The organism is Undibacterium sp. GW821-FHT07F11, assembly GCF_059418665.1.
The window spans coordinates 286,384-308,037 of sequence record NZ_JBWKQH010000002.1 but is presented as its reverse complement, the minus strand read 5'-3'; the positions used below and the strand labels follow the sequence as shown (position 1 = coordinate 308,037).

Annotated in this window: 17 protein-coding genes and 1 tRNA gene; 12 read left to right on the top strand and 6 right to left on the bottom strand. The window is 49.1% G+C overall.

Annotation, left to right across the window (positions count from 1 at the left end):
• Positions 1-38: 38 nt before the first annotated feature.
• On the bottom strand, positions 39-2,150 hold the full coding sequence (locus AC07OI_RS05135) for a bifunctional 2',3'-cyclic-nucleotide 2'-phosphodiesterase/3'-nucleotidase (protein ID WP_495256486.1): 2,112 nt from the start codon (positions 2,148-2,150) through the stop codon (positions 39-41).
• 366 nt (positions 2,151-2,516) lie between these two features.
• Between AC07OI_RS05135 and AC07OI_RS05130 the strand changes: the two genes are divergently transcribed.
• Positions 2,517-3,476, top strand: a complete 960-nt coding sequence (locus AC07OI_RS05130; protein WP_495256485.1) for a patatin-like phospholipase family protein — start codon at positions 2,517-2,519, stop codon at positions 3,474-3,476.
• Positions 3,477-3,594: 118 nt separating this feature from the next.
• On the opposite strand, the gene AC07OI_RS05125 is transcribed toward AC07OI_RS05130, so the two are convergent.
• Positions 3,595-4,092 carry a C40 family peptidase gene (locus tag AC07OI_RS05125; protein ID WP_492702847.1) on the bottom strand — a complete coding sequence of 166 codons (498 nt, stop codon included), beginning with the start codon at positions 4,090-4,092 and terminating at the stop codon, positions 3,595-3,597.
• A gap of 292 nt (positions 4,093-4,384) precedes the next feature.
• Here AC07OI_RS05125 and AC07OI_RS05120 point away from each other — a divergent pair, with 292 nt between their 5' ends.
• From AC07OI_RS05120 to greA, 4 genes are all read left to right on the top strand, one after another.
• Positions 4,385-4,789: a GlcG/HbpS family heme-binding protein gene (locus AC07OI_RS05120; protein ID WP_492702848.1), complete on the top strand. Its 405-nt coding sequence runs from the start codon at positions 4,385-4,387 to the stop codon at positions 4,787-4,789.
• Positions 4,790-5,112: 323 nt separating this feature from the next.
• Positions 5,113-6,267, top strand: coding sequence for a glutamine-hydrolyzing carbamoyl-phosphate synthase small subunit (gene carA, locus AC07OI_RS05115; protein ID WP_495256758.1), 1,155 nt, complete (start codon positions 5,113-5,115; stop codon positions 6,265-6,267).
• Between the two features lie 4 nt (positions 6,268-6,271).
• Complete coding sequence (gene carB, locus AC07OI_RS05110) at positions 6,272-9,490, top strand: carbamoyl-phosphate synthase large subunit (protein ID WP_492702849.1); 3,219 nt, start codon at positions 6,272-6,274, stop codon at positions 9,488-9,490.
• A 136-nt stretch (positions 9,491-9,626) separates the two neighbouring features.
• Positions 9,627-10,103 (top strand): transcription elongation factor GreA, encoded by a 477-nt coding sequence (greA, locus tag AC07OI_RS05105; RefSeq protein ID WP_110254249.1) that lies wholly within the window; start codon positions 9,627-9,629, stop codon positions 10,101-10,103.
• Positions 10,104-10,253: 150 nt separating this feature from the next.
• On the opposite strand, the gene AC07OI_RS05100 is transcribed toward greA, so the two are convergent.
• Positions 10,254-10,730, bottom strand: a complete 477-nt coding sequence (locus tag AC07OI_RS05100) for a YhbY family RNA-binding protein (protein WP_110253841.1) — start codon at positions 10,728-10,730, stop codon at positions 10,254-10,256.
• A 32-nt stretch (positions 10,731-10,762) separates the two neighbouring features.
• Between AC07OI_RS05100 and AC07OI_RS05095 the strand changes: the two genes are divergently transcribed.
• The 7 genes from AC07OI_RS05095 to AC07OI_RS05065 all read left to right on the top strand — a co-directional run bounded on the left by AC07OI_RS05095 (position 10,763) and on the right by AC07OI_RS05065 (position 19,107).
• Positions 10,763-11,407 carry an RlmE family RNA methyltransferase gene (locus tag AC07OI_RS05095; RefSeq protein ID WP_492702850.1) on the top strand — a complete coding sequence of 215 codons (645 nt, stop codon included), beginning with the start codon at positions 10,763-10,765 and terminating at the stop codon, positions 11,405-11,407.
• Between the two features lie 123 nt (positions 11,408-11,530).
• The gene (ftsH, locus tag AC07OI_RS05090) at positions 11,531-13,420 is read left to right on the top strand and encodes an ATP-dependent zinc metalloprotease FtsH (protein ID WP_492702851.1); all 1,890 of its coding nucleotides are present in this window, start codon (positions 11,531-11,533) and stop codon (positions 13,418-13,420) included.
• An 85-nt stretch (positions 13,421-13,505) separates the two neighbouring features.
• A complete protein-coding gene (folP, locus tag AC07OI_RS05085; protein WP_495256484.1) occupies positions 13,506-14,345 on the top strand; it encodes a dihydropteroate synthase in 840 nt (279 codons plus the stop codon).
• Positions 14,346-14,359: 14 nt separating this feature from the next.
• Complete coding sequence (glmM, locus tag AC07OI_RS05080) at positions 14,360-15,706, top strand: phosphoglucosamine mutase (RefSeq protein ID WP_495256483.1); 1,347 nt, start codon at positions 14,360-14,362, stop codon at positions 15,704-15,706.
• A gap of 113 nt (positions 15,707-15,819) precedes the next feature.
• Positions 15,820-15,896 (top strand) — tRNA-Arg (locus AC07OI_RS05075).
• Positions 15,897-16,022: 126 nt separating this feature from the next.
• A complete protein-coding gene (locus tag AC07OI_RS05070; RefSeq protein ID WP_495256482.1) occupies positions 16,023-17,024 on the top strand; it encodes a hypothetical protein in 1,002 nt (333 codons plus the stop codon).
• A 466-nt stretch (positions 17,025-17,490) separates the two neighbouring features.
• Positions 17,491-19,107, top strand: a complete 1,617-nt coding sequence (locus AC07OI_RS05065) for a methyl-accepting chemotaxis protein (RefSeq protein WP_495256481.1) — start codon at positions 17,491-17,493, stop codon at positions 19,105-19,107.
• Positions 19,108-19,149: 42 nt separating this feature from the next.
• On the opposite strand, the gene AC07OI_RS05060 is transcribed toward AC07OI_RS05065, so the two are convergent.
• From AC07OI_RS05060 to wrbA, 3 genes are read right to left on the bottom strand one after another with little or no spacing between them, the layout of a single operon-like run.
• Positions 19,150-20,595 (bottom strand): FAD-binding oxidoreductase, encoded by a 1,446-nt coding sequence (locus AC07OI_RS05060; protein WP_495256480.1) that lies wholly within the window; start codon positions 20,593-20,595, stop codon positions 19,150-19,152.
• Complete coding sequence (locus AC07OI_RS05055) at positions 20,595-20,996, bottom strand: DUF2069 domain-containing protein (RefSeq protein WP_492702857.1); 402 nt, start codon at positions 20,994-20,996, stop codon at positions 20,595-20,597. The genes AC07OI_RS05060 and AC07OI_RS05055 overlap by 1 nt, the downstream gene beginning before the upstream one ends.
• Entirely contained in the window at positions 20,993-21,604 is a 612-nt protein-coding gene (gene wrbA, locus AC07OI_RS05050) for an NAD(P)H:quinone oxidoreductase (RefSeq protein ID WP_495256479.1), read from the bottom strand. Before wrbA ends, AC07OI_RS05055 begins: the two co-directional genes overlap by 4 nt.
• Positions 21,605-21,654 lie beyond the last annotated feature (50 nt).

The window sequence follows — 21,654 nt, the reverse complement described above, 5'->3', positions numbered from 1 at the left end:
GTGCACGCTTATTCATTAATGCTGTTTTATGCAAATTTTTACTTGCTCAAATCTATCGCATATTTTGCAAAACCACTGGCATCCAGTGCGCCTTCAGACTTGACGCGACCCAGACCCAGTGCTTGTGCCACGGAGATTTTGCCTGGGGCGGAGCGCAAAATGACGGGGCCTTTGGTCGTTACTTTTACAAAACTCCAGCTTTGACCAGTGCCGTTCGCTGCAGCAGTGATCTTGCCTTGTTTTTTAACGAAGTCGCTGACCACTGCCTGGTTTGCGTCTGGTGACTTGATGATGGTTTTGCTGCCATCAATGCCTGGGAAGTTGCCTCCGCCACCGGCACGATAGTCATTCGTCGCAACGATAAAGTCGTCATTGTCACCTACGGCCTTGCCTGCATACGTCAGGTTGACGATACGTTTTCCTGCTGGCTGGGTAACGTCGATCTGGTAGGTCAGGGCATTATTGTCTGCATAGAATACATCGTAGTTGTAGATGGTTGAATAAGACGGTACCAGGTCTTGCTCTGTCGTCAGTGTCGGGTCAATCTGGCCGAATTGTTTTGCTGCAGTTTCCAGCCAGTTCTTCAAATCAGAACCCTTGATTTTCACTGCTTGCAGATTGTTATTGCCATACAGGTAAAGGTCACCCGGATTGCGCACTTGCAAACCAAATGGCGTAGCCGGGCTGGCACCAGGGGCAACGTCAGTGAAGTCGGTCGGGCCATTGCGGCCTGCCTTGAATGGCGCGCTGCATGAAATGACAGGAATGGATTTGTAGCTGGCTATCGTCGCGTCATTCGACGTGGCGATGAATTTTTTCACATAATCGATTTGTGCCTGATTGACGATTTGTATCGCAGAGACATCGCCGACCAATGAAAAGTAGGCCGACATTTCAAAGTCTGTTGTCGTGCCCAGAGCTTGCGTTGCATAGTTGATGGTGGCTTTGTGCTCGGTATCAACCAGTGGCGCGATAGACGCATCAGCATCAACGATACTGGTGCCATCTTTGTATTTGAAGCCGCGCGCTTCTACATTGGTCAGGTCTTTTTGCACGACCCATTTACCGCTTTGGTATTTGAGCGTCATTTGTATGATACCCAGTCGGCGGCCCCAGCTTTGTGCCATGACGGCTGGCACGCCATTTACCAGACCCTTTTTTGTATCCACGATAGCGGCGGGCAGGGCAGCCAGAGATGCATCGATAGCTGGTGCGCCAACTTCTTTCGGTGCAGGGAAAATCAAATGAGCATGACCCAGCATCAGCGCATCAATACCGGTTGTGCTCAGGTGCAGGCTGCCGTTTTCCATTTTAGGGCTGTAGGGTGATGCATCCAGTCCGCCATGTGACAGGGCGACGACCAGGTCTGCCCCTTTGGCGCGTAGTTCGGGTACATATTTGTTGGCAGATTCTTGCACACCATTGACAACCACTTTGCCCGCCAGAGATTTTTGATCCCAGTCCATAATTTGAGGTGGTACAAAGCCCATGATGCCCACATTCAGTTTGACATTCATGCTGCTGCCATCAGGCTTGGTCGCAACGAACTGTTTGTTGATGATGGAAGTGGGGTTGAAGATAGGTTTCTGGCTTGTGGCACCGACAACGTTGGATAAAACCAGGGGAAAGTTAGGGGCGCCGCAAGTGCCAGCTTTGCTGACATCTGGCAGGCCAAAGTCAGTATTGGTGATCTGGCTGAGGAAGCCCAGGCCATAATTGAATTCATGATTGCCCAGGCCAGCACCATCGTATTTCAGTGCATTCATGACTTTGTAAATGGCCAGCGTGCCACTGCAAGTGACGGGCGCTGCCAGCGCCTGGTAATCGCCCAGCAAGGTACCCTGGATAACGTCACCATCGTCGAGCAAAATATTATTGGGATTTTCTGCGCGTGCATCTTTGATCAGGGATGCCGTTCTTTCCAGGCCCAGGCTGGTATCGGCTTTCAAACCGTAGTAGTCGTAGCTCAGTATGTTTTGATGGATATCCGTGGTCTCAAGCAAGGCGAGTTTGACGACCGTTCCCTCCGGGATGCTGTTAGGGTCAACCACGGGCGTTACATTGGTTGTAGCCGCTGGATTGCTGCTGCCGCAGCCTGCCAGGGCAATTGCTACCAGCGCCGCGGGCGGTAACCAGGAAATTTTTTTCATAAAATCTTTCAAGTATAGCTTCAGACATCAAGTGTTTAACGAATGGCGTCATCGCAAATGGCGGGACTTTCCGGATAACTGGGTCGGTAATGACGCGACAAGTGCGGGATTATCAATACTAATTATTTCTATGGCATGACATATAAGTAAGCGAATGCTGTATATCATGATTTTGTGATATCTGACTTGTGGTGTGATTAATTAAATCGCTGTAAATCGCTGATTTCTCGTGGGTACGCTGGCAGTGCAGCAGTTTTTTTAGACATGTCCTGTACTATGGCTCTTTTAGAAATATAATCACGCACCTGCAAAAAGTCCCGTTCGCCGGAACTTGCACCTCATTTACTGTTGAAACTTAGAAATCACATGTCGCGTATATTTTCCCGTCCACTAGCTTTACCTGCTGGCAAAAATTCTGTTCTTGCTCGTCTCGCCTTGCCGGTAATGCTGGCATTTGGCCTTTCTGCCTGTAATACTTCGCCACAACAAGTGACACCTGCCGTGGCGCCAGCCATACCAGTGGCTAAGACGCTCAAGCCTTTGCGCATAGGTCTCGCGCTTGGTGGGGGCGCTGCACGTGGCTTTGCACATATTGGTGTCATCAAGGCGTTGGAGTCGCAAGGTATTAATCCTGATCTTGTGGTTGGTACCAGTGCGGGCAGTGTGGTGGGGGCCATGTATGCTGCTGGTAACAATGGGTTTGCCTTGCAGAAAATGGCTTTGGATATGGACGAGGTAACTATTTCTGACTGGTCGCTGCCTTTGTTTTCCAAGTCCAGCGGGGTATTGAAGGGGGATGCCTTGCAAGCCTACGTGAACCGTCTCGTGGTGCAAGCCCCGATTGAAAAACTGCGCAAGCCTTTTGGTGCGGTTGCAACTGATCTGGCTACAGGCCATGCTGTGTTGTTCCAGCGCGGTAATACTGGTGCGGCAGTGCGCGCTTCATCTGCAGTGCCTGGTGTTTTCCAGCCTGTGAAAATCAATGAACGCCTGTATGTCGATGGTGGCCTGGTATCGCCAGTGCCAGTGCGTTTTGCCCGTGAAATGGGGGCTGATCTGGTGATTGCAGTCAACATTTCTTCACCGCCAGAACCGCTGGTTTCAAATGCTACCCTTGATGTTTTGCTGCAAACAGTAGCTATCATGGGGCAAAGCATTAATCAGTTTGAATTGAAGCAGGCTGAGATTGTGATTCGCCCGGAATTGCCGGGCATGAAGGGAAATGATTTTAATGGCCGCAACCTAGCCATCCTGGCTGGTGAAAAAGCAGCGATGGCGATGATGCCTGAAATTAAGCAAAAAATTAAAGCAATGCAGGAACGTTGATCAACGGTTTGCTTGATTTGAATGAGGCAGGGCGTGAATTGCTCTGCCTTTATTTTTTTGAGGGCGCGGAAATGTGTTGTGAAAGTGGTGTTAAGGCTGCTTGGGCTAAATAATTTACTTATTTGACTTCATCATCATTGATGCGGCGTGCGCCATTGAAGCGTTTTTTCCAGTAGGCGATGTCCATGCTTTCTACTCTGACCTGGCCGCCTGCTGAAGGGGAGTGGATGAACTTGTTGTCACCCAGATAAATTCCTACATGGGAAAAGCCGCGTTTAAGTGTGTTATAAAAAACCAGATCACCCGGACGCAAATCCTTTTGTTCTACGTGTTCACCTACTTTGCTGATTTCTGCCGAGGTGCGCGGCAAATTGGCACCGACCACATCCTTGAATACATAGCGTACAAAACCACTGCAATCGAGACCGTTTTCCGGTGAGTTGCCGCCGCGCTTATAGCGTATGCCCATCAAATCCATGGCTTTAACGGTCAGGTCGGATGCGCGTTGCTTGATTTCCTGCAGTTTGGTATAGGCGGTCGAAGATTCGGGGAAGGGATTGTCTGCGCTCCAGGCTGGGTTGGCCGCTGCGGCTAGCAGCATAGTCGAGATAAGCACTAATTTGGCTTTCCTTGATAGTCTGGAAACGGTTATTAGCATCTTTGCACCTGGTTGGAAAAACCGGTCAACTGTAAGCGAACTCTGAAAAAATGTAAACTATTTGGGATGCCTTTCTGCGTAACAATAAGTTTCAGTCATTAATTAAAACAATGGCAATATGGTGGCAAGGTTTTGCATAAGTCACAATTGCTGCCCGTCGATTGACTCACTTAAATTGGTAAAAACTGTTTGTATACCTAAGCGCAATTGCTTGGCGTACAATCCGCTGACTTTTAATGGAGAAGTATTTATGCAAACAAAACCTGTGATGACATTGGATGATGTCAAAAAAATTGCTGCCGCTGCAGAAGCAGAAGCCAAAGCCAACAACTGGCCTGTTGTAATCGCCATTGTGGACGATGGTGGTCATTTGATGTGGTTGCAACGACTGGATGGTGTAGCCCCAATTTCCTCCCAAATCGCACCAGCTAAGGCGACTACTGCAGCCTTGGGTAAGCGCGAATCAAAAATCTATGAGGATATTATCAACAATGGCCGTTTCTCTTTCCTGAGTGCGCCTCTGGAAGGCATGCTCGAAGGCGGTGTACCTATTATTGTTGACGGTCAATGTGTTGGTGCAGTCGGTGTTTCTGGTGTGAAGTCTGCAGAAGATGCGCAGATTGCCAAAGCAGGTATTGCTGCACTGGGCCTGTAATTTTTATCGTCAGTATTTTTGGTAAACTGCGTTTCGGCAGGGATTCCAGAGGAAATAGTAGCGACTTGATTTGCGAACGCCCGTACTACTCTTGAGTTTGCAGGCAATTTAACGGCCCATCAGGCATTTCGTATTTGCCTGATGGGCCGTTTCGCGCTATAATTCGAGGGTTTAACTAATCCGAAATCTCGCCGTAGCGCCTACCCAAATTCACATCGCTCCATCATCTTTCCAGGCCACGCGGCAATTCTTGCGCGGCCAGGGAAACGACAGCTTGGGGCGTCGCAGCGGCGGTAACAATACAGGAGTTGCCCTTGCTGCCCATTCCGCAGTCCCTTCTTCGTTCCGGCCAGGACACCGCTATACTTGCTCTCGCCGATGGAAGCATTTTCACTGGATATTCGATTGGCGCTGCCGGTCAGACCATAGGTGAAGTTGTCTTCAATACCTCAATGACCGGTTATCAGGAAATTTTGACTGACCCCAGTTATAGTTCCCAAATCGTTACCCTGACGTATCCGCATATTGGTAATACCGGCGTCAATGCCGAAGACGTAGAGTCTGACAAAATCCATGCAGCCGGTTTGATTATTAAAGACCTGCCTTTGCTGGTATCGAATTTCCGCTCTGAACAATCCCTCTCTGATTATCTCAAATCCCAAAACATCGTTGCTATTGCAGGTATTGATACCCGCAAGCTGACACGTATCTTGCGTGAAAAAGGTGCGCAGGGCGGTGCTATCCTGGTAGGTGCCGATGCTGAAAAAGCCATCACACTGGCCAAGTCTTTCCCTGGTTTGTCTGGCATGGATCTGGCCAAGGTTGTGTCTGTCAAACAGGCTTACAACTGGACAGAAGCTGAATGGGTACTAGGCCAGGGTTATGGTCAGTTGGAAAATCCAAAATTCCATGTTGTTGCTTTTGACTTTGGCGTCAAGCGCAATATTCTGCGCATGCTGGCAGAGCGCGGCTGCAAGGTCACGGTATTGCCTGCGCAATCCAGCGCTGCTGATGTGCTGGCACTGAACCCGGATGGCGTGTTTTTGTCGAATGGTCCTGGCGACCCTGAGCCTTGCGATTACGCAATTGCTGCCACCAAAGAGTTGATAGAGAAGGGCATTCCTACCTTTGGTATCTGCCTTGGTCATCAAATCATGGCGCTGGCATCCGGTGCCAAAACCCTCAAGATGAAATTTGGTCACCACGGTGCCAATCATCCGGTGCAGGATCTTGATACCAAACAGGTATTGATTACGTCCCAAAACCACGGTTTCGCAGTGGATGCAGCAACTTTGCCAGCCAACTGCCGCGTCACCCACGTGTCTTTGTTTGATGGCTCGCTGCAAGGCTTTGCCCGTACTGATAAACCCGCTTTCTGCTTCCAGGGTCACCCTGAAGCCTCGCCAGGTCCGCATGATATTGCCTACCTGTTTGACCGCTTCACCGCGATGATGGCCAAGGCAAAGACAGGAGAATAAGAGAATGCCAAAACGTAACGACATAAAAAGTATCTTGATTATCGGCGCTGGCCCCATCATCATTGGCCAGGCTTGCGAATTCGATTATTCCGGCGCACAGGCTTGCAAGGCTTTGCGTGAAGAAGGTTACCGCGTGATCCTGGTCAACAGCAACCCTGCGACCATCATGACTGATCCGGAAATGGCCGATGTGACTTACATCGAGCCTATCACCTGGCAAGTTGTAGAACGCATCATCGATAAAGAAAAACCGGATGCGATCCTGCCCACCATGGGTGGCCAGACTGCATTGAATTGCGCACTGGACCTGCATCGTCATGGCGTATTGACCAAATACAATTGCGAACTGATCGGCGCTTCACCAGAAGCCATCGACAAGGCTGAAGACCGCTTGAAATTCAAGAATGCCATGACCAAGATTGGTCTGGGTTCTGCGCGTTCTGGTGTTGCTCATTCCATGGATGAAGCCTGGACTGTGCAAAAGGATGTCGGCTTCCCGGTCATCATCCGACCATCATTCACCATGGGTGGCACTGGCGGCGGTATTGCCTACAACCCTGAAGAATTCGAAACAATTTGCAAACGCGGTCTGGAAGCATCTCCTACCAATGAATTGCTGATCGAAGAATCGCTGATAGGCTGGAAAGAATATGAGATGGAAGTCGTGCGCGATAAGGCCGACAACTGCATCATCGTCTGCTCCATTGAAAATCTGGACCCTATGGGTGTGCATACCGGTGACTCCATCACGGTTGCACCAGCGCAGACACTGACCGATAAAGAATACCAGATCATGCGTAATGCCTCTTTGGCAGTGCTACGTGAAATTGGTGTGGATACTGGCGGTTCCAACGTACAGTTTTCCATCAACCCTGCTGATGGGCGCATGATTGTCATTGAGATGAATCCGCGTGTGTCGCGTTCATCTGCACTGGCATCCAAGGCAACTGGTTTTCCTATCGCCAAGATTGCTGCCAAGCTGGCAGTTGGTTTCACGCTTGATGAATTGCGCAATGAAATTACTGGTGGTGCTACACCTGCTTCTTTCGAACCTTCGATTGATTACGTCGTCACCAAGATACCGCGTTTCGCATTTGAAAAATTCCCACAGGCAGATAACCGCCTGACGACACAGATGAAATCTGTTGGTGAAGTGATGGCGATAGGCCGTACCTTTCAGGAATCCTTCCAGAAAGCCCTGCGTGGCCTGGAAGTTGGCGTCGACGGTATGAATGAAAAAACCCAGGATAGAGAGACCCTGGAAAAAGAACTCGGTGAGCCTGGTCCGGACCGTATCTGGTATGTCGGTGATGCTTTCGCTCAAGGCTTCACACTGGAAGAAGTGCATCAACTGACGCATATCGACCCTTGGTTCCTGGTGCAAATCAAGGACATCGTCGATATCGAATTATGGCTGGATGAACAGTCACTCGACAGCGTTGATAAAGCCCTGATGCTGCAACTGAAGCAAAAAGGTTTCTCTGACCGTCGCCTGGCAAAACTGCTGAAAACGACTGACACAGCGATTCGTGAAAAGCGTAAAGCTCTGAACGTGCGCCCAGTCTACAAGCGCGTTGATACTTGCGCCGGTGAATTCGCAACGAATACAGCCTACATGTATTCGACGTACGAAGAAGAGTGCGAGTCCAACCCGACCGACAAGAAAAAAATCATGGTATTGGGCGGTGGCCCTAACCGTATCGGCCAGGGTATTGAGTTCGACTATTGCTGCGTACACGCAGCGTTTGCGATGCGCGAAGATGGCTATGAAACCATCATGGTCAACTGTAATCCTGAAACTGTTTCTACTGACTACGATACATCCGACCGCCTGTACTTTGAACCACTGACGCTGGAAGATGTACTGGAAATCGTCGACAAAGAAAAACCAGTTGGCGTTATCGTGCAATACGGTGGGCAGACACCTTTGAAGCTGGCACTGGATCTTGAAGCCAATGGCGTGCCTATCGTTGGTACTTCGCCAGACATGATCGATGCTGCGGAAGATCGCGAACGCTTCCAGAAAATGCTGCAGGACCTGGGTTTGCGTCAGCCGCCCAATCGCACTGCACGTACTGAGGCCGACGCTTTGGCACTGGCGCAAGAAATCGGTTATCCGCTGGTGGTGCGTCCGTCTTATGTACTCGGTGGTCGCGCGATGGAAATCGTGCATGAGCAGCGTGATCTTGAACGTTACATGCGTGAAGCTGTCAAGGTGTCACATGACTCTCCAGTCTTGCTGGACCGCTTCCTGAATGATGCGATTGAAGTCGACGTCGATTGCCTGTCTGATGGCGAGCGTACCTTCATTGGTGGTGTCATGGAGCATATTGAACAGGCTGGTGTTCACTCTGGTGACTCTGCATGTTCCTTGCCACCATATTCCCTGTCACAAGAAACCATTGCTGAACTCAAACGCCAGACTGCGCTGATGGCAAAAGGTTTGAATGTCGTCGGCCTCATGAATGTGCAGTTTGCGATCCAGCAGCAAGAGGGCAAAGATGTTGTGTTCGTGCTGGAAGTGAATCCGCGTGCGTCACGTACCGTCCCTTATGTATCCAAGGCCACTGGCTTGCAACTGGCAAAAATTGCTGCCCGTTGCATGGTTGGTCAGTCTCTTGATTCACAAGGCATAGGTGCAGAAGTCGTGCCACCTTACTTTAGTGTCAAGGAAGCGGTATTCCCATTCGTTAAATTCCCTGGTGTTGATACCATCCTCGGTCCGGAGATGAAATCGACCGGTGAAGTCATGGGTGTGGGTAAAACCTTTGGTGAAGCTTTCGTGAAATCACAATTGGGTGCGGGCGTGAAATTGCCAACGTCTGGCAAGGTATTCCTGAGTATCAAAAACAGCGATAAACCACGTGGCGTCAAAGTGGCGCGTGATCTGGTTGAGATGGGCTTCTCTATTGTTGCTACACGTGGTACGGCAACCGCGATTGCTGCTGAAGGCATCCCGGTTTCTATCGTGAACAAGGTTGTCGAAGGCAGGCCACACGTTGTAGACATGATCAAGAACAATGATATTGCCATGGTCATCAATACAGTAGAAGAAAAGCGTAACGCCATTACTGATTCACGCGCTATCCGTACCTCTGCATTGATTGCCCGTGCAACAACGTTCACCACCATTGCAGGTGCCGAGGCTGCGGTTGAAGGCATGCGTCATCTCAATGAATTGCATGTTTATGATTTACAAGGTCTGCATAAAACCTTAAACTGATAGAAATAACAGTGTCCCTGAGTACTGACTGCAAGCCCAGGGAAGCTTGAACTTCGATACAGAGGTCACAAAAGGCATCGGTAATGCTGGTGTCTGACGTGGCCTCTGTATTTTTACTTTTATGAGTGTGAATGATATGAGTACAGTACCTGTCACCAAGTTCGGCGCAGAATTGCTTAAAAAAGAATTGCATCTTTTAAAGACCAAAGAACGCCCGGATGTTATCAATGCGATTGCAGAAGCACGCGCACAAGGCGATTTGTCTGAAAATGCAGAATATGATGCCGCCAAAGAACGCCAGGCATTTATCGAAGGTCGTATTGCTGAACTGGAAGGTAAGCTGGGTTCTGCACAAATCATCGATCCAACTACACTGGATGCAGAAGGCCGCGTTGTGTTTGGCTCTACCGTACATCTGGAAGACCTGGAAACTTCACAAAAAGTCAGTTACCAGATCGTTGGCGAAGATGAGGCAGACTTGAAATTGAGCAAAGTCTCCATCACTTCTCCTATCGCACGTGCCTTGATTGGCAAGTACGCTGGTGACGTGGTTGGTGTGCAAGCGCCAGCTGGCGTGCGTGAATATGAAGTGCTGGATGTACTGTACGTCTGATATTGACGTTTTTAATTCATATTCATTCAATGAATATGAATGGATGTAAAACGATGTAGCGTGACTTGAAAGATGTATTTTCTGGCAGAAATGTTACCCGGCCTGGTTTGGCCGGGTTGAGTACTGATCGGATATCAGAAGTATTCAGGCTTAGCTGTTGGCTAGAGATGATTTTTTTGCACTACTTTGACGTGGTTTGGCGCGTTTGATGTTGCCGCCCTGGGTAACGCGTTCATTGCCTTTAACCATGACTTTGGATACAGTCGGTTTTTTGGTTCCACTTGGGCTAGGCTTGACGATAGTGACTTCGCGCATGCCTTTACCTTTTTTAACCAGTTTGGTTTCTTTCGTGCCTTCCAGTTTTGGACGGTAAACTACCAAAAGTTTTCCAATATGTTGCACTGGGGCTGCATTCAGCTCGGCGCAGATGGTATCGTACATACCTATACGTGCTTCTCTATCATCGCCAAATACGCGTACCTTGATCAGGCCATGGGCATTCAGGCCAGCATCAATTTCTTTGATCACAGCAGGAGTCAATCCAGCTTCGCCGATTAATACGATAGGTTTCAGTGCATGTGCTTCGGAGCGGAGTTCGCTTCTTTCAGCGGGCGTAAGTTTTAACATAGTAATTCCTTTAAAAGCAGTATTTTACGCGAATGGCAAAGAATAAATTCAATCAAAATTGGGTTCACGACCATATTAATGATCCTTATGTGAAACTTGCACAAAAGGAAGGCTATCGTGCGCGCGCCGTTTACAAGCTAAAAGAAATAGATGAATCAGAAAAACTGATACGACCAGGGCAGGTGATTGTTGATTTGGGTGCAACACCAGGTAGCTGGTCACAGTATGTAAGGAATAAGCTGGCAGGTAAAGAAGGTGGCGGCATCATGGGTGAAATTTTTGCCCTGGACCTGTTGCCTATGGAGCCTATCGCTGACGTGCAATTCATACAGGGCGATTTTCGTGAAGATGAAGTGCTGGATCAATTGGAATCTAAATTGTTAGGCCGCAAAGTTGACTTGGTTTTATCAGATATGGCCCCAAATCTGTCAGGTAACTCAACTGTTGACTCTGCCCGTGTCGAATATATTATCGAATTGGCAGTTACTTTTTCCAAGGCACATCTCAAACCAGGCGGTGCTTTGCTGGTGAAATGCTTCCATGGGCCTAGCTATAACAACATTTTCACACTATTTAAAGATGAATTCAAAACGGTGATCAACAAGAAGCCAAAAGCCAGCAAGGACAAGTCTTCCGAGATATTTTTGCTTGGCAGAGGCTTGAAAAACCCTGAATAATTGCATGTACCTCTTGATAATCATCAATATCGCCAACATATGCTGGCTAGCAAGCTCTACCCAATGGGGGTAGAATGAACGTTTACAGTATCAAATGGCGCATCCTGCCTTCAAGGAGTTCTCGTGAATAATATGTTTTCAAAAGCTGCTATATGGGTGGTGGTTGCCCTGGTGCTTTTTACACTTTTTAAGCAGTTTGATGGAAAAGGTATCGGTGCTGGCGTCAAGTCCATCCCGTATTCCGAGTTCCTGGATGAGGTCAAATCCAAACACATCAAGGATGCCACCATCGATGAGGCTAATCGCTCCATCGTTGCGACCAATTCTGAAGGCATTAAAGTCAAATCCCAGATTACAGTCCTCGACAAGGGCTTGATTCGTGATCTGGTGGACAGTGGCGTCAAGTTTGATGTCAAACAGCCTGAAGAGCAGTCTTTCCTGTCACAAGTCTTCATTTCCTGGTTCCCGATGCTGTTGCTGATTGGCGTCTGGGTGTTCTTCATGCGCCAGATGCAGGGCGGCGGTAAAGGTGGTGCGTTCTCTTTTGGTAAATCCAAGGCTAGGATGCTGGACGACACTAATAATAATGTCACCTTTGCCGATGTCGCCGGTTGCGATGAAGCCAAGGAAGAAGTCAGCGAAATCGTTGATTTCCTGCGTGACCCAACCAAATTCCAGAAGCTCGGCGGCCGTATTCCTCGTGGCGTGTTGATGGTTGGTCCTCCTGGTACTGGTAAAACTTTGATTGCCCGTGCGATTGCGGGTGAGGCGAAAGTACCTTTCTTCACTATCTCTGGTTCTGATTTCGTTGAAATGTTCGTTGGTGTAGGTGCTTCGCGCGTTCGCGACATGTTTGAAAATGCCAAAAAACATTCACCTTGCATTATTTTCATCGATGAGATTGATGCTGTTGGCCGCCATCGTGGTGCTGGTATGGGCGGCGGTAATGATGAACGTGAACAAACTCTGAACCAGATGCTGGTTGAGATGGATGGTTTTGAAGCTAATTCTGGCGTCATCGTGATTGCTGCAACCAACCGTGCAGACGTGTTGGATAAAGCCTTGTTGCGCCCAGGTCGTTTTGACCGTCAGGTGTCTGTTGGTTTGCCCGATATCCGTGGCCGTGAACAAATCCTCAACGTTCACATGCGCAAAGTACCAATCTCTGCTGATGTTAAGGCAGATATCCTGGCGCGTGGTACGCCTGGTTTCTCTGGTGCTGACCTGGCCAATCTGGTCAATGAAGCAGCCTTGTTCGCCGCAAGACGTAACAAGCGTCTGGTCGAAATGATGGATTTTGAAGATGCAAAAGACAAAATCTTCATGGGACCAGAGCGTCGTTCCATGGTCATGCGTGAAGATGAGCGCAGAAATACTGCTTATCATGAATCTGGTCATGCCGTAGTTGCCAAATTGATGCCTAAGGCTGATCCTGTTCATAAAGTCACCATCATGCCACGTGGATTTGCTCTGGGTCTGACCTGGCAATTGCCGGAGCATGACAATATCAGTGGTTATAAAGATAAGATGCTGGAGGAAATTTCCATCCTGTTTGGTGGCCGTATTGCAGAAGAAATTTTTGTTGGCCAAATGTCTACGGGTGCTTCCAACGACTTTTCCCGTGCTACCAAGCTGGCACGCTCGATGGTGACACGCTTTGGTATGTCCGACAGCATGGGCGTGATGGTCTATGAAGATAGTCAGAGTGAAGGTTACTTTGGCGGCCCATCTAAAACCATTTCCGAGGCAACCCAGCAAAAAGTGGATGCCGAAATCCGCAGCATTCTCGATACACAATATGCCTTGTCTCGCAAACTCCTGGAAGAAAACCGCGACAAGGTAGAAGCCATGACCAAGGCTTTGCTGGATTGGGAAACAATAGATGCAGACCAGGTCAATGACATCATGAATGGTGTGGACCCACGTCCGCCAAAACAAGGACAAACAAGCAGCCGTCCTTCTTCTGGTAATTCTTCTGGTGGTGTATCTCCAAGCGCAACTGCACCGGCCTGAGTTACTCTACAAATATTGCACAATTAATTTTTGAATTTCATGTAAAAGGGTGGGGATTATTCCTCACCCTTCGTCTTTTTAAAAAATGAAATATTTCCAATGTGGCCGTTTTCGCTACCCTTTGAGCGGAGCACAATCCAGAACTCTCGTCATGGGCGTGCTGAATATCACGCCTGATTCTTTTTCCGATGGCGGCAAATACCTGAATCTGGAAAGTGCCATCGCCCGCGCTGAACAGATGATAGAAGATGGTGTCGATATCATTGACATCGGTGGCGAATCCAGTCGCCCAGGCTCTGCCCCTTTGCCGCTGGATGAAGAGTTGAATCGGGTCATGCCCGTCATCTATGCTTTGCGTGATTGCGGCAAACCCTTGTCCATAGACACTTACAAGCCACAAGTCATGCGCGAGGCCTTGATTGCCGGTGTTGATATGATCAATGACATTCAGGGTTTTCGCTCACCTGAATCCATTGCTGCAGTGCAAAATGCAGATGCTGCCTTATGCGTCATGCATATGCAAAATACGCCAGAAAACATGCAGCTCAGCCCTGAGTATGCTGACGTCAATCAGGAAGTGAAGATATTTTTACGTGAGAGGCTTAGCGCGCTGGAAGATGCAGGTGTGGAAGCAAATCGCATATGCCTTGATCCTGGTTTTGGTTTTGGTAAAACTTTGGAACATAATGTGGCCATGTTCAGGCACTTGCCGCAATTTCAGCAAGAGTTGGGTTTGCCTGTGCTGGTTGGGGTGTCCCGCAAATCCATGATAGGCGGTTTGACGGGCAGGGCAGCACCAGAGCGCATGGCAGGCAGCATTGCTGCAGCCCTGCTGGCAAAACAAATGGGCGCAAACATTATCCGTGTGCACGACGTGGCAGAAACTGTCGATGCATACAAAATCTGGGATGCATTATCCCCTTGATGAGCAGGAAGACTATGAGTAGAAAATATTTTGGTACAGATGGTATACGCGGCAAAGTGGGTGTTGCACCAATTACGCCTGATTTTGTCATGCGTCTGGGTTTTGCAGCAGGCAAGGTGCTGGCGCAAGCCAACGTTACTGGCGATGCCCGCCCCACAGTCTTGATAGGCAAGGACACACGCATCTCAGGCTATTTGCTGGAAGCATCGCTGGAAGCCGGCTTCGCCGCTGCGGGCGTGGACGTCATGTTGTCTGGTCCGGCCCCAACCCCGGCAGTGGCCTACCTGACGCGTGCATTGCGCCTGTCCGCAGGTGTCGTGATCTCCGCTTCGCATAATCCATTTGACGACAATGGCATCAAGTTTTTTTCGGCGAACGGCAACAAGCTGGCTGATGAAGTTGAGCTTGCTATCGAAGCCGAACTTGAGCGTCCCATGCAATGCGTCAGCTCAGAAAAATTGGGCAAGGCGCGCCGTTTGAATGATGCCAACGGGCGCTACATCGAATTTTGCAAAAGCACTTTTCCGGCAGAGCTGGATTTGCGTGGCCTGAAGATCGTTGTTGATTGTGCTCACGGCGCCGCCTACGATATCGCCCCGCATGTCTTCCATGAACTGGGTGCAGACGTCATTGCCATTGGTAACCAACCGAATGGCCTCAACATCAATGACAAAGTTGGTGCAACATCACCTGATGCCCTGTCCTTGGCCGTGCGCGCCAATCATGCTGATCTGGGGATTGCCCTTGACGGCGATGCTGACCGCTTGCTGATGGTGGATAAGCACGGCAAAATTTATAACGGCGACCAGCTCCTGTATCTGATGGTGCTGGACCGCATGGCGATAGGCAAGGTTGAAGGTGTAGTCGGTACTTTGATGACGAATATGGCTGTCGAAGTCGCTTTCAAAAAGCTGGGTATAGGATTTGCCCGCGCCAAAGTCGGTGACCGCTATGTGCTTGAGCAAATGCAAGAGCGTGGTTGGCTGCTGGGTGGTGAAGGCTCTGGCCATCTTCTGTGCCTGGACAAGCATACAACTGGCGATGGCATCGTTTCAGCCTTGCAAGTGCTATCTGCGTTAAGGCGCAATGGCAAAAGTCTGGATGCATGCTTTGATGATCTGGAATTATTTCCGCAGACCTTATTGAATATTAAAGTTCCCGCCGGTTTCGACTGGCAAAAAAATGAGAAGCTGGTTGCCGAGAAACAAATGGTCGAAGCCGAACTGGCAGATCGGGGCAGGGTATTGATACGCGCATCCGGCACCGAACCCTTGGTACGTGTCATGGTTGAAGCAGAAGACGCAGAGCTGGCTTCCACCAGCGCTCGCCGCCTGGCAGATTGCATTCCACCAGCAATCTAAGTAAATTAGCTGTCAGAAGTGGTTTCATTCTTGAAAGTGAGGACGATACCATGTACTATTCAGCCTTCAGTTTTTGGGCTCGCAAACATCTTTTTTGTTAGCCATTGACAAGACTGTCCATAGCTCAGTTGGATAGAGCACGAGCCTTCTAAGCTCGGGGTCGCACGTTCGATTCGTGCTGGACAGGCCAACAGATTCAACAAAAGCCCCTGAGCTTACTTCAGGGGCTTTTTGTTTTTGCAAACTTGTCAAACAGTTGCCTTGTATGAATTAATTTGCGACTATTCACCAATTGCTAAAGTCCGGACCCTCAAAAATGAAATTTAAAAAAATAAGCCTGAGTATTGTCTTGTCTTTGCTGGTATTGGCTGCACAGTTTGCTCAGGCAGATGAAATTGCTGATCGTGAAAAGATAGGGTGGAAGGTCATAGAATTGTCTGTGGACGAAAATTTCGCCGAACTGGAAAGTATGGCAAAAACTTTTCGTACGTCCAAAGCTCGTACATCAAGCGGATTGTGGAAGCTGACACTTTTTTATGTGGGTCTTTCGGGGGCATTCAGGTACGAAAAAAATGATGCGCTGGTATGGTCCAAAATGGAGGACCGTATTAAAAGGTGGCAAATTGCTTATCCTGATTCTGCTGTTGCACATTTGGCGTATGCGGATATGCTGATGAATCGAGCATGGACTATCAGAGGAGGTGGTTACGCTGTCGATGTTAAAGAAAAAAATTGGAAGCCTTTTTACGAATATGTGGAAAAAGCCAGAATCTATCTGGAAGAGCATAAGAAGGCAGCCGCAAAAGACCCGTATTGGTATCAACTCATGGGAAACATTGCCAGATTTCAGGGCTGGCCTGAGGATGAAATGGAAAAACTGGTTAACGAAGGTCTTACCAAAGAGCCTTTGTTTTATCAGTTGTACTTCGGCGCTATTGATTATTACGTCCCAAAATGGGGTGGTAACGCTTACGCCGTAGAAAAATTTGCTCGGAAAGCAATGGAGAGGACCAAGCCCCAGGAGGGCTTTGGAATGTATGCGCGCATCTATTGGTATGCTTCGCAGACGCAATACGGTAATAAACTGTTTTCTAATTCCCTGGTTGATTGGCCCACCATGAAAAAGGGTATAGATGACGTGCTAAAAAAATACCCCGATGCATGGAATATCAATCATTTTGCCAAGTTTGCATGCTATGCCAAGGACAAGGATAAGACTGCAGAACTGATCGCAAAATTGAAAACTGAAGTGCTGCCTGATGTTTGGGGTTCGCAAATTAACTTTGAAAACTGCAAACGATGGTCCAATCTGATTTAAGCTAATTGTGAAACATTGCAACGAAGATGGCGCGGTAAACAGCTTTGGCAAGCATGCTTGTAGTTCACGAACCTGCCGATTGAAGCTGGTTATTTCAGTTGGTGCTTAAGCAGGCTTGTCTGAAAGCTATAAACAATCCTTATTGCTTAATCGCATCTGTGTGTCAAACCGATGTTGCAATTCGCCATCATTGCCACATTTGCTCAGCCTGTCTTTCAGGCTATACTCTGATCAAGCAATACCTCTTGTGAAGCAGAGAATTTGATCAAAATTCAATGCAAGCATAATCAAACTGCTATTACTCATTGCATTTTGAAGCAGGGTTTTTCTGAAGTTTTTCATGTTGAAAATATAAAAATCAGAATACATGGAGACATAAAAAGAGGGTGAGCATGCCCCGCGATTTTTTCTTTTCATGGCAGTCTGATTTCCACCTTCCGTCTTTTTCGGACACTCAGGAAAATGTATGAATCAATTGTCGCGTTTGAAGATTAGTGGTCGCCTGGCCTTGGGTTTTGGCCTGGTCATTTTGTTGTCCTGTGGTCTGCTCGTCCTTGGTTTGTTCCGGCTAAGTCAGTTGCAGGCTTCGACGGACTATATTTTCAATACCAAGGTTGCCAGTCTGGACGCTGCTACCGACATGCGCGAGCAAGGACGAGCCTTGGCCCTGGTGCTGCGGAAAATGACTGCGCCCAGTGATATGGCTGAAGCAGAGCGTGAAACCAAAAGGCTGGCCAAGATACTGGAAAGCTACGATGCTTCCGAGCTGGCAGCAAAAAAACTGATCGACGATAAAAACGGAAAAGATACGCTGCAAAATTCCGTTGATCAAAAACGTCAAGTCCTGGCAATTGCCAACAAGATCAAGGGCCTGGTCGCCGAAGGAAATTATTTCGATGCTGCATCTGTATTGCAGACAGAATTCAATGCTCCCAATGAAAAATGGATGTTGGCTTTAACTGAGCTGGCCAGCCAGCAGCACAAGGCCATGAAGGCGGCATATGATGAATCTCTGACCAACTACAAAAATGCCAGGCTTGGCATGCTGATCATCGGCGTTCTGACGATAGTGATAGGCTCCATAGCTGCCTGGCTGATTGCAAGAACCATTGCTGGTCCCATCAAACGTGCGGCCATTATCGCGGATCAAATTGCCAATGGTGATTTAACTCAGCACGTGGAAGCCAGTGGCACGGATGAAATTGGTGATTTGCTGCACTCGCTGCAGATGATGCAGGAAAACCTCTTGAATACGATTTCCAAGATCAAGACAGGTACAGAAACCATCACCGTTGCCTCTCAAGAGATCGCCTCAGGCAATGCTGATCTGTCGAGCCGCACAGAATCGCAAGCCAGTTCTTTGGAAGAGACAGCCAGCTCCATGGAAGAGTTGACAAGCACAGTCAGGCAAAATGCTGATAATGCCCGCCAGGCGAATCAATTGGTGGTTTCAGCTTCCAGTGTCGCGGTCAAGGGCGGTGAAGTGGTGGGGCAGGTGGTCAATACCATGGGCTCGATCAAAGAAAGTTCACGCAAAATCGTTGACATCATTGGTGTCATTGATGGCATCGCCTTCCAGACCAATATCCTGGCGTTGAATGCCGCAGTAGAAGCCGCCAGGGCAGGTGAGCAAGGACGTGGTTTTGCCGTGGTAGCGGCAGAAGTGCGCAACCTGGCACAACGCAGTGCAAGTGCCGCCAAAGAAATCAAGTCCCTCATCAGCGATTCGGTAGACAAAGTCGATCAGGGTAGTAAGCTGGTAGACGAAGCAGGCAAGACCATGGATGAAATTGTCACCAGCGTACAGCATGTGGCCGACATCATGAGCGAGATCACGGCAGCCAGCCAGGAACAAAGTTCAGGCATAGAACAAGTGAACCTGGCGATTACGCAAATGGATGAAATGACGCAACAGAATGCGGCATTGGTTGAGCAGGCAGCGGCTGCGGCAGAGAGTATGGAAGAGCAGGCGGTAGAATTGACACGCGCAGTGAGTGTGTTCCATCTGCCATCCACCATGCAGGCTGCAGAAGTAGCCGGGCCGCAAGCGCGGCGCTTTACGCCACGACAATTAAGTAATTGAGATATGTCCCTTCCTCAATGCCCTCGCTGGCATTGAGGTGCGTTACAAGACCTTGCCAGGGTTCATTAAATTTTGCGGATCCAGCGCGGCCTTGATGGTGCGCATCATGGATAATTCCAGCTCAGATTTATAGAGTTTGATTTCATCCCGCTTCAGCATGCCCAAGCCATGTTCGGCAGAAATCGATCCCTTGAATTGATGCACATGGTCGTGGACTATACGGTTGATAGCGGCTTGTTGCAAGATGAAGTCAGCATCGCTGCTGCCAACTGGTGCCGAGACGTTATAGTGCAAGTTGCCATCGCCCATATGACCAAAGCAGACGATCTGGCAACCTGGAAATGTGGCTGTTAATTTTGCATCCGTGATTTGTATGAAGCGGGGTATCTGTGAAACTGGTATGGAAATATCATGCTTGATATTCTTGCCTTCCCTGGCCTGTGCTTCGGAAATATGCTCGCGTAGTTTCCATAAAGACCTGGACTGACTGATAGATGTCGCGCAAACGGCATCAGCAGCATGGCCATCATTGATCGCCTGTTCCAGAACCTGCTCCATGAGTGCAATCGCATGGCTTTCTGATTCGTGATCAGACATTTCCAGCAAAGCATAATAAGGATAACTGCGAGGGGCGCTGCACCCGAATGGATGTTGGAATTGCGGGAAATGCTTGAGTACCAGTTGCAGACTGAAGTCAGATATCAATTCAAACGCAGTCAGGGTAGGGCCCAGCGCATCCTGGCTATGGTTTAATAACGCCAATGCGGCATCTGTACTTTCCAGTGCAGTGAATGCGGTAATTTGTGCGCGTGGCTGCGGGAATAATTTCAGAACGGCTGCCGTGATGATACCCAGTGTGCCTTCTGCACCTATAAACAAGTCGCGTAAATCATAACCAGTATTGTCCTTGCGCAGGCCGCGCAAGCCATTCCAGATTTCACCCTGTGCCGTGACGACTTCCAGCCCCAGACATAATTCTCTGGTGTTGCCGTAACGCAATACCGCGGTGCCACCAGCGTTGGTGGACAGGTTGCCACCTATGGTGCAACTGCCTTCTGACGCCAGCGATAAGGGAAATAATCTTTGCTTTTCGCTTGCAGCAACCTGTACCTGAGCCAACAGGCAACCAGCTTCCACCGTTATCGTGTTATTGGCGACATCAACAGCAAGCACACGATTCATGTGCTTCAATGAGATGACTACAGCGTGGCCAGACTGGTCGGGTATGCTACCCAATACCAGACCAGTATTGCCGCCTTGAGGCACGCACGCGATATGGTACAAGGCGCACAGTCGCACCAGGCTGGCAACTTCATTGGTGGATTGTGGCAACAGCACGGCCAGTGCCTTGCCCAGATGGCGCTGGCGCCAGTCTATCAAATACGGGTATTGGTCCGCTGCATTTGTGATGACGAAATCATTTCCCAGAATGCTGACACAGCCCGCAAGAAATTCTGTTTGCATGATATCGACTTCACTCATTGCCATCACTCTGCCGCTGACTTCGCTGCGTTTGCTTTCACCAGTGCTTTGGCGGCTTTTTTCAAGGGGCGCAAATACAGGATGATGGAGATAAAAAACAGCATGGACAGTGCGACCTCTGCATAAGCCAGGGCCATGGAAAGGGGGAGGCGGTCACTGTACGCCCTGACTATTCCTTCTGTGAAGTACAGCCAGATCAACATCGAAGACCATTGCATGGTGTAATTATCGCGCTTCAATACACCACGCAAAGGTATTAGCAGTGGCAGGACCTTAAGCACCATCCATGAGCCACCTGGGCGCAGCGGTGCCAAAAACCATTCCCAGCAGATGCATAGCAAGAGCAAAGCGATCAGACTGGCGGAAGCGAGCAGGTAATATTTTTTTTCTGGTGTTGCCGTACTCATGCTGACGCCTGTAATTTTTTGCTGACTTCAGCCAGACGTTTACCTAGTGCGATTGCCAGTTTTCGACTATCTTCCGAAATAGCTTGTGCACCATCCTGACCAGCCCAATGGGTCGCACCATAAGGGCTGCCACCAGTTGTTGTTGTCATCAGTTCAGCGTGACTATATGGCAGGCCCAGCATCAGCATGCCATGGTGCATGAGTGGCAGCATCATACTGAGCAAGGTCGATTCCTGGCCACCGTGCATACTGCCGGTAGAGGTAAATACGCAGGCTGGCTTGCCAGTCAGGGTGCCGGATAGCCAATCAGCTGCCGTGCCGTCCAGAAAATACTTCAGGGCTGCAGCCATATTGCCGAAGCGGGTAGGGGAACCCATGGCAAGTCCAGCGCATTCCTTGAGATCAGACAATTCCACATAAGGCGCACCTTCTGCTGGCACGTCTGAGGCCGTTGCTTCTGTCACAGTGGAAACTGCAGGTACGGTGCGCAGGCGTGCGTTGCAGCCAGGTACGCTTTCTATGCCCTGGGCAATAAATTCTGCCATTTTTCTGGTATTGCCATGCCGTGAGTAAAATAAAACTAAAATCGTGAGTTCTTGTGTAGTCATGCTTGTATTATAGAAGTCTTTTTTCCTGGTCTCTCGTTAAAATCGAGGCA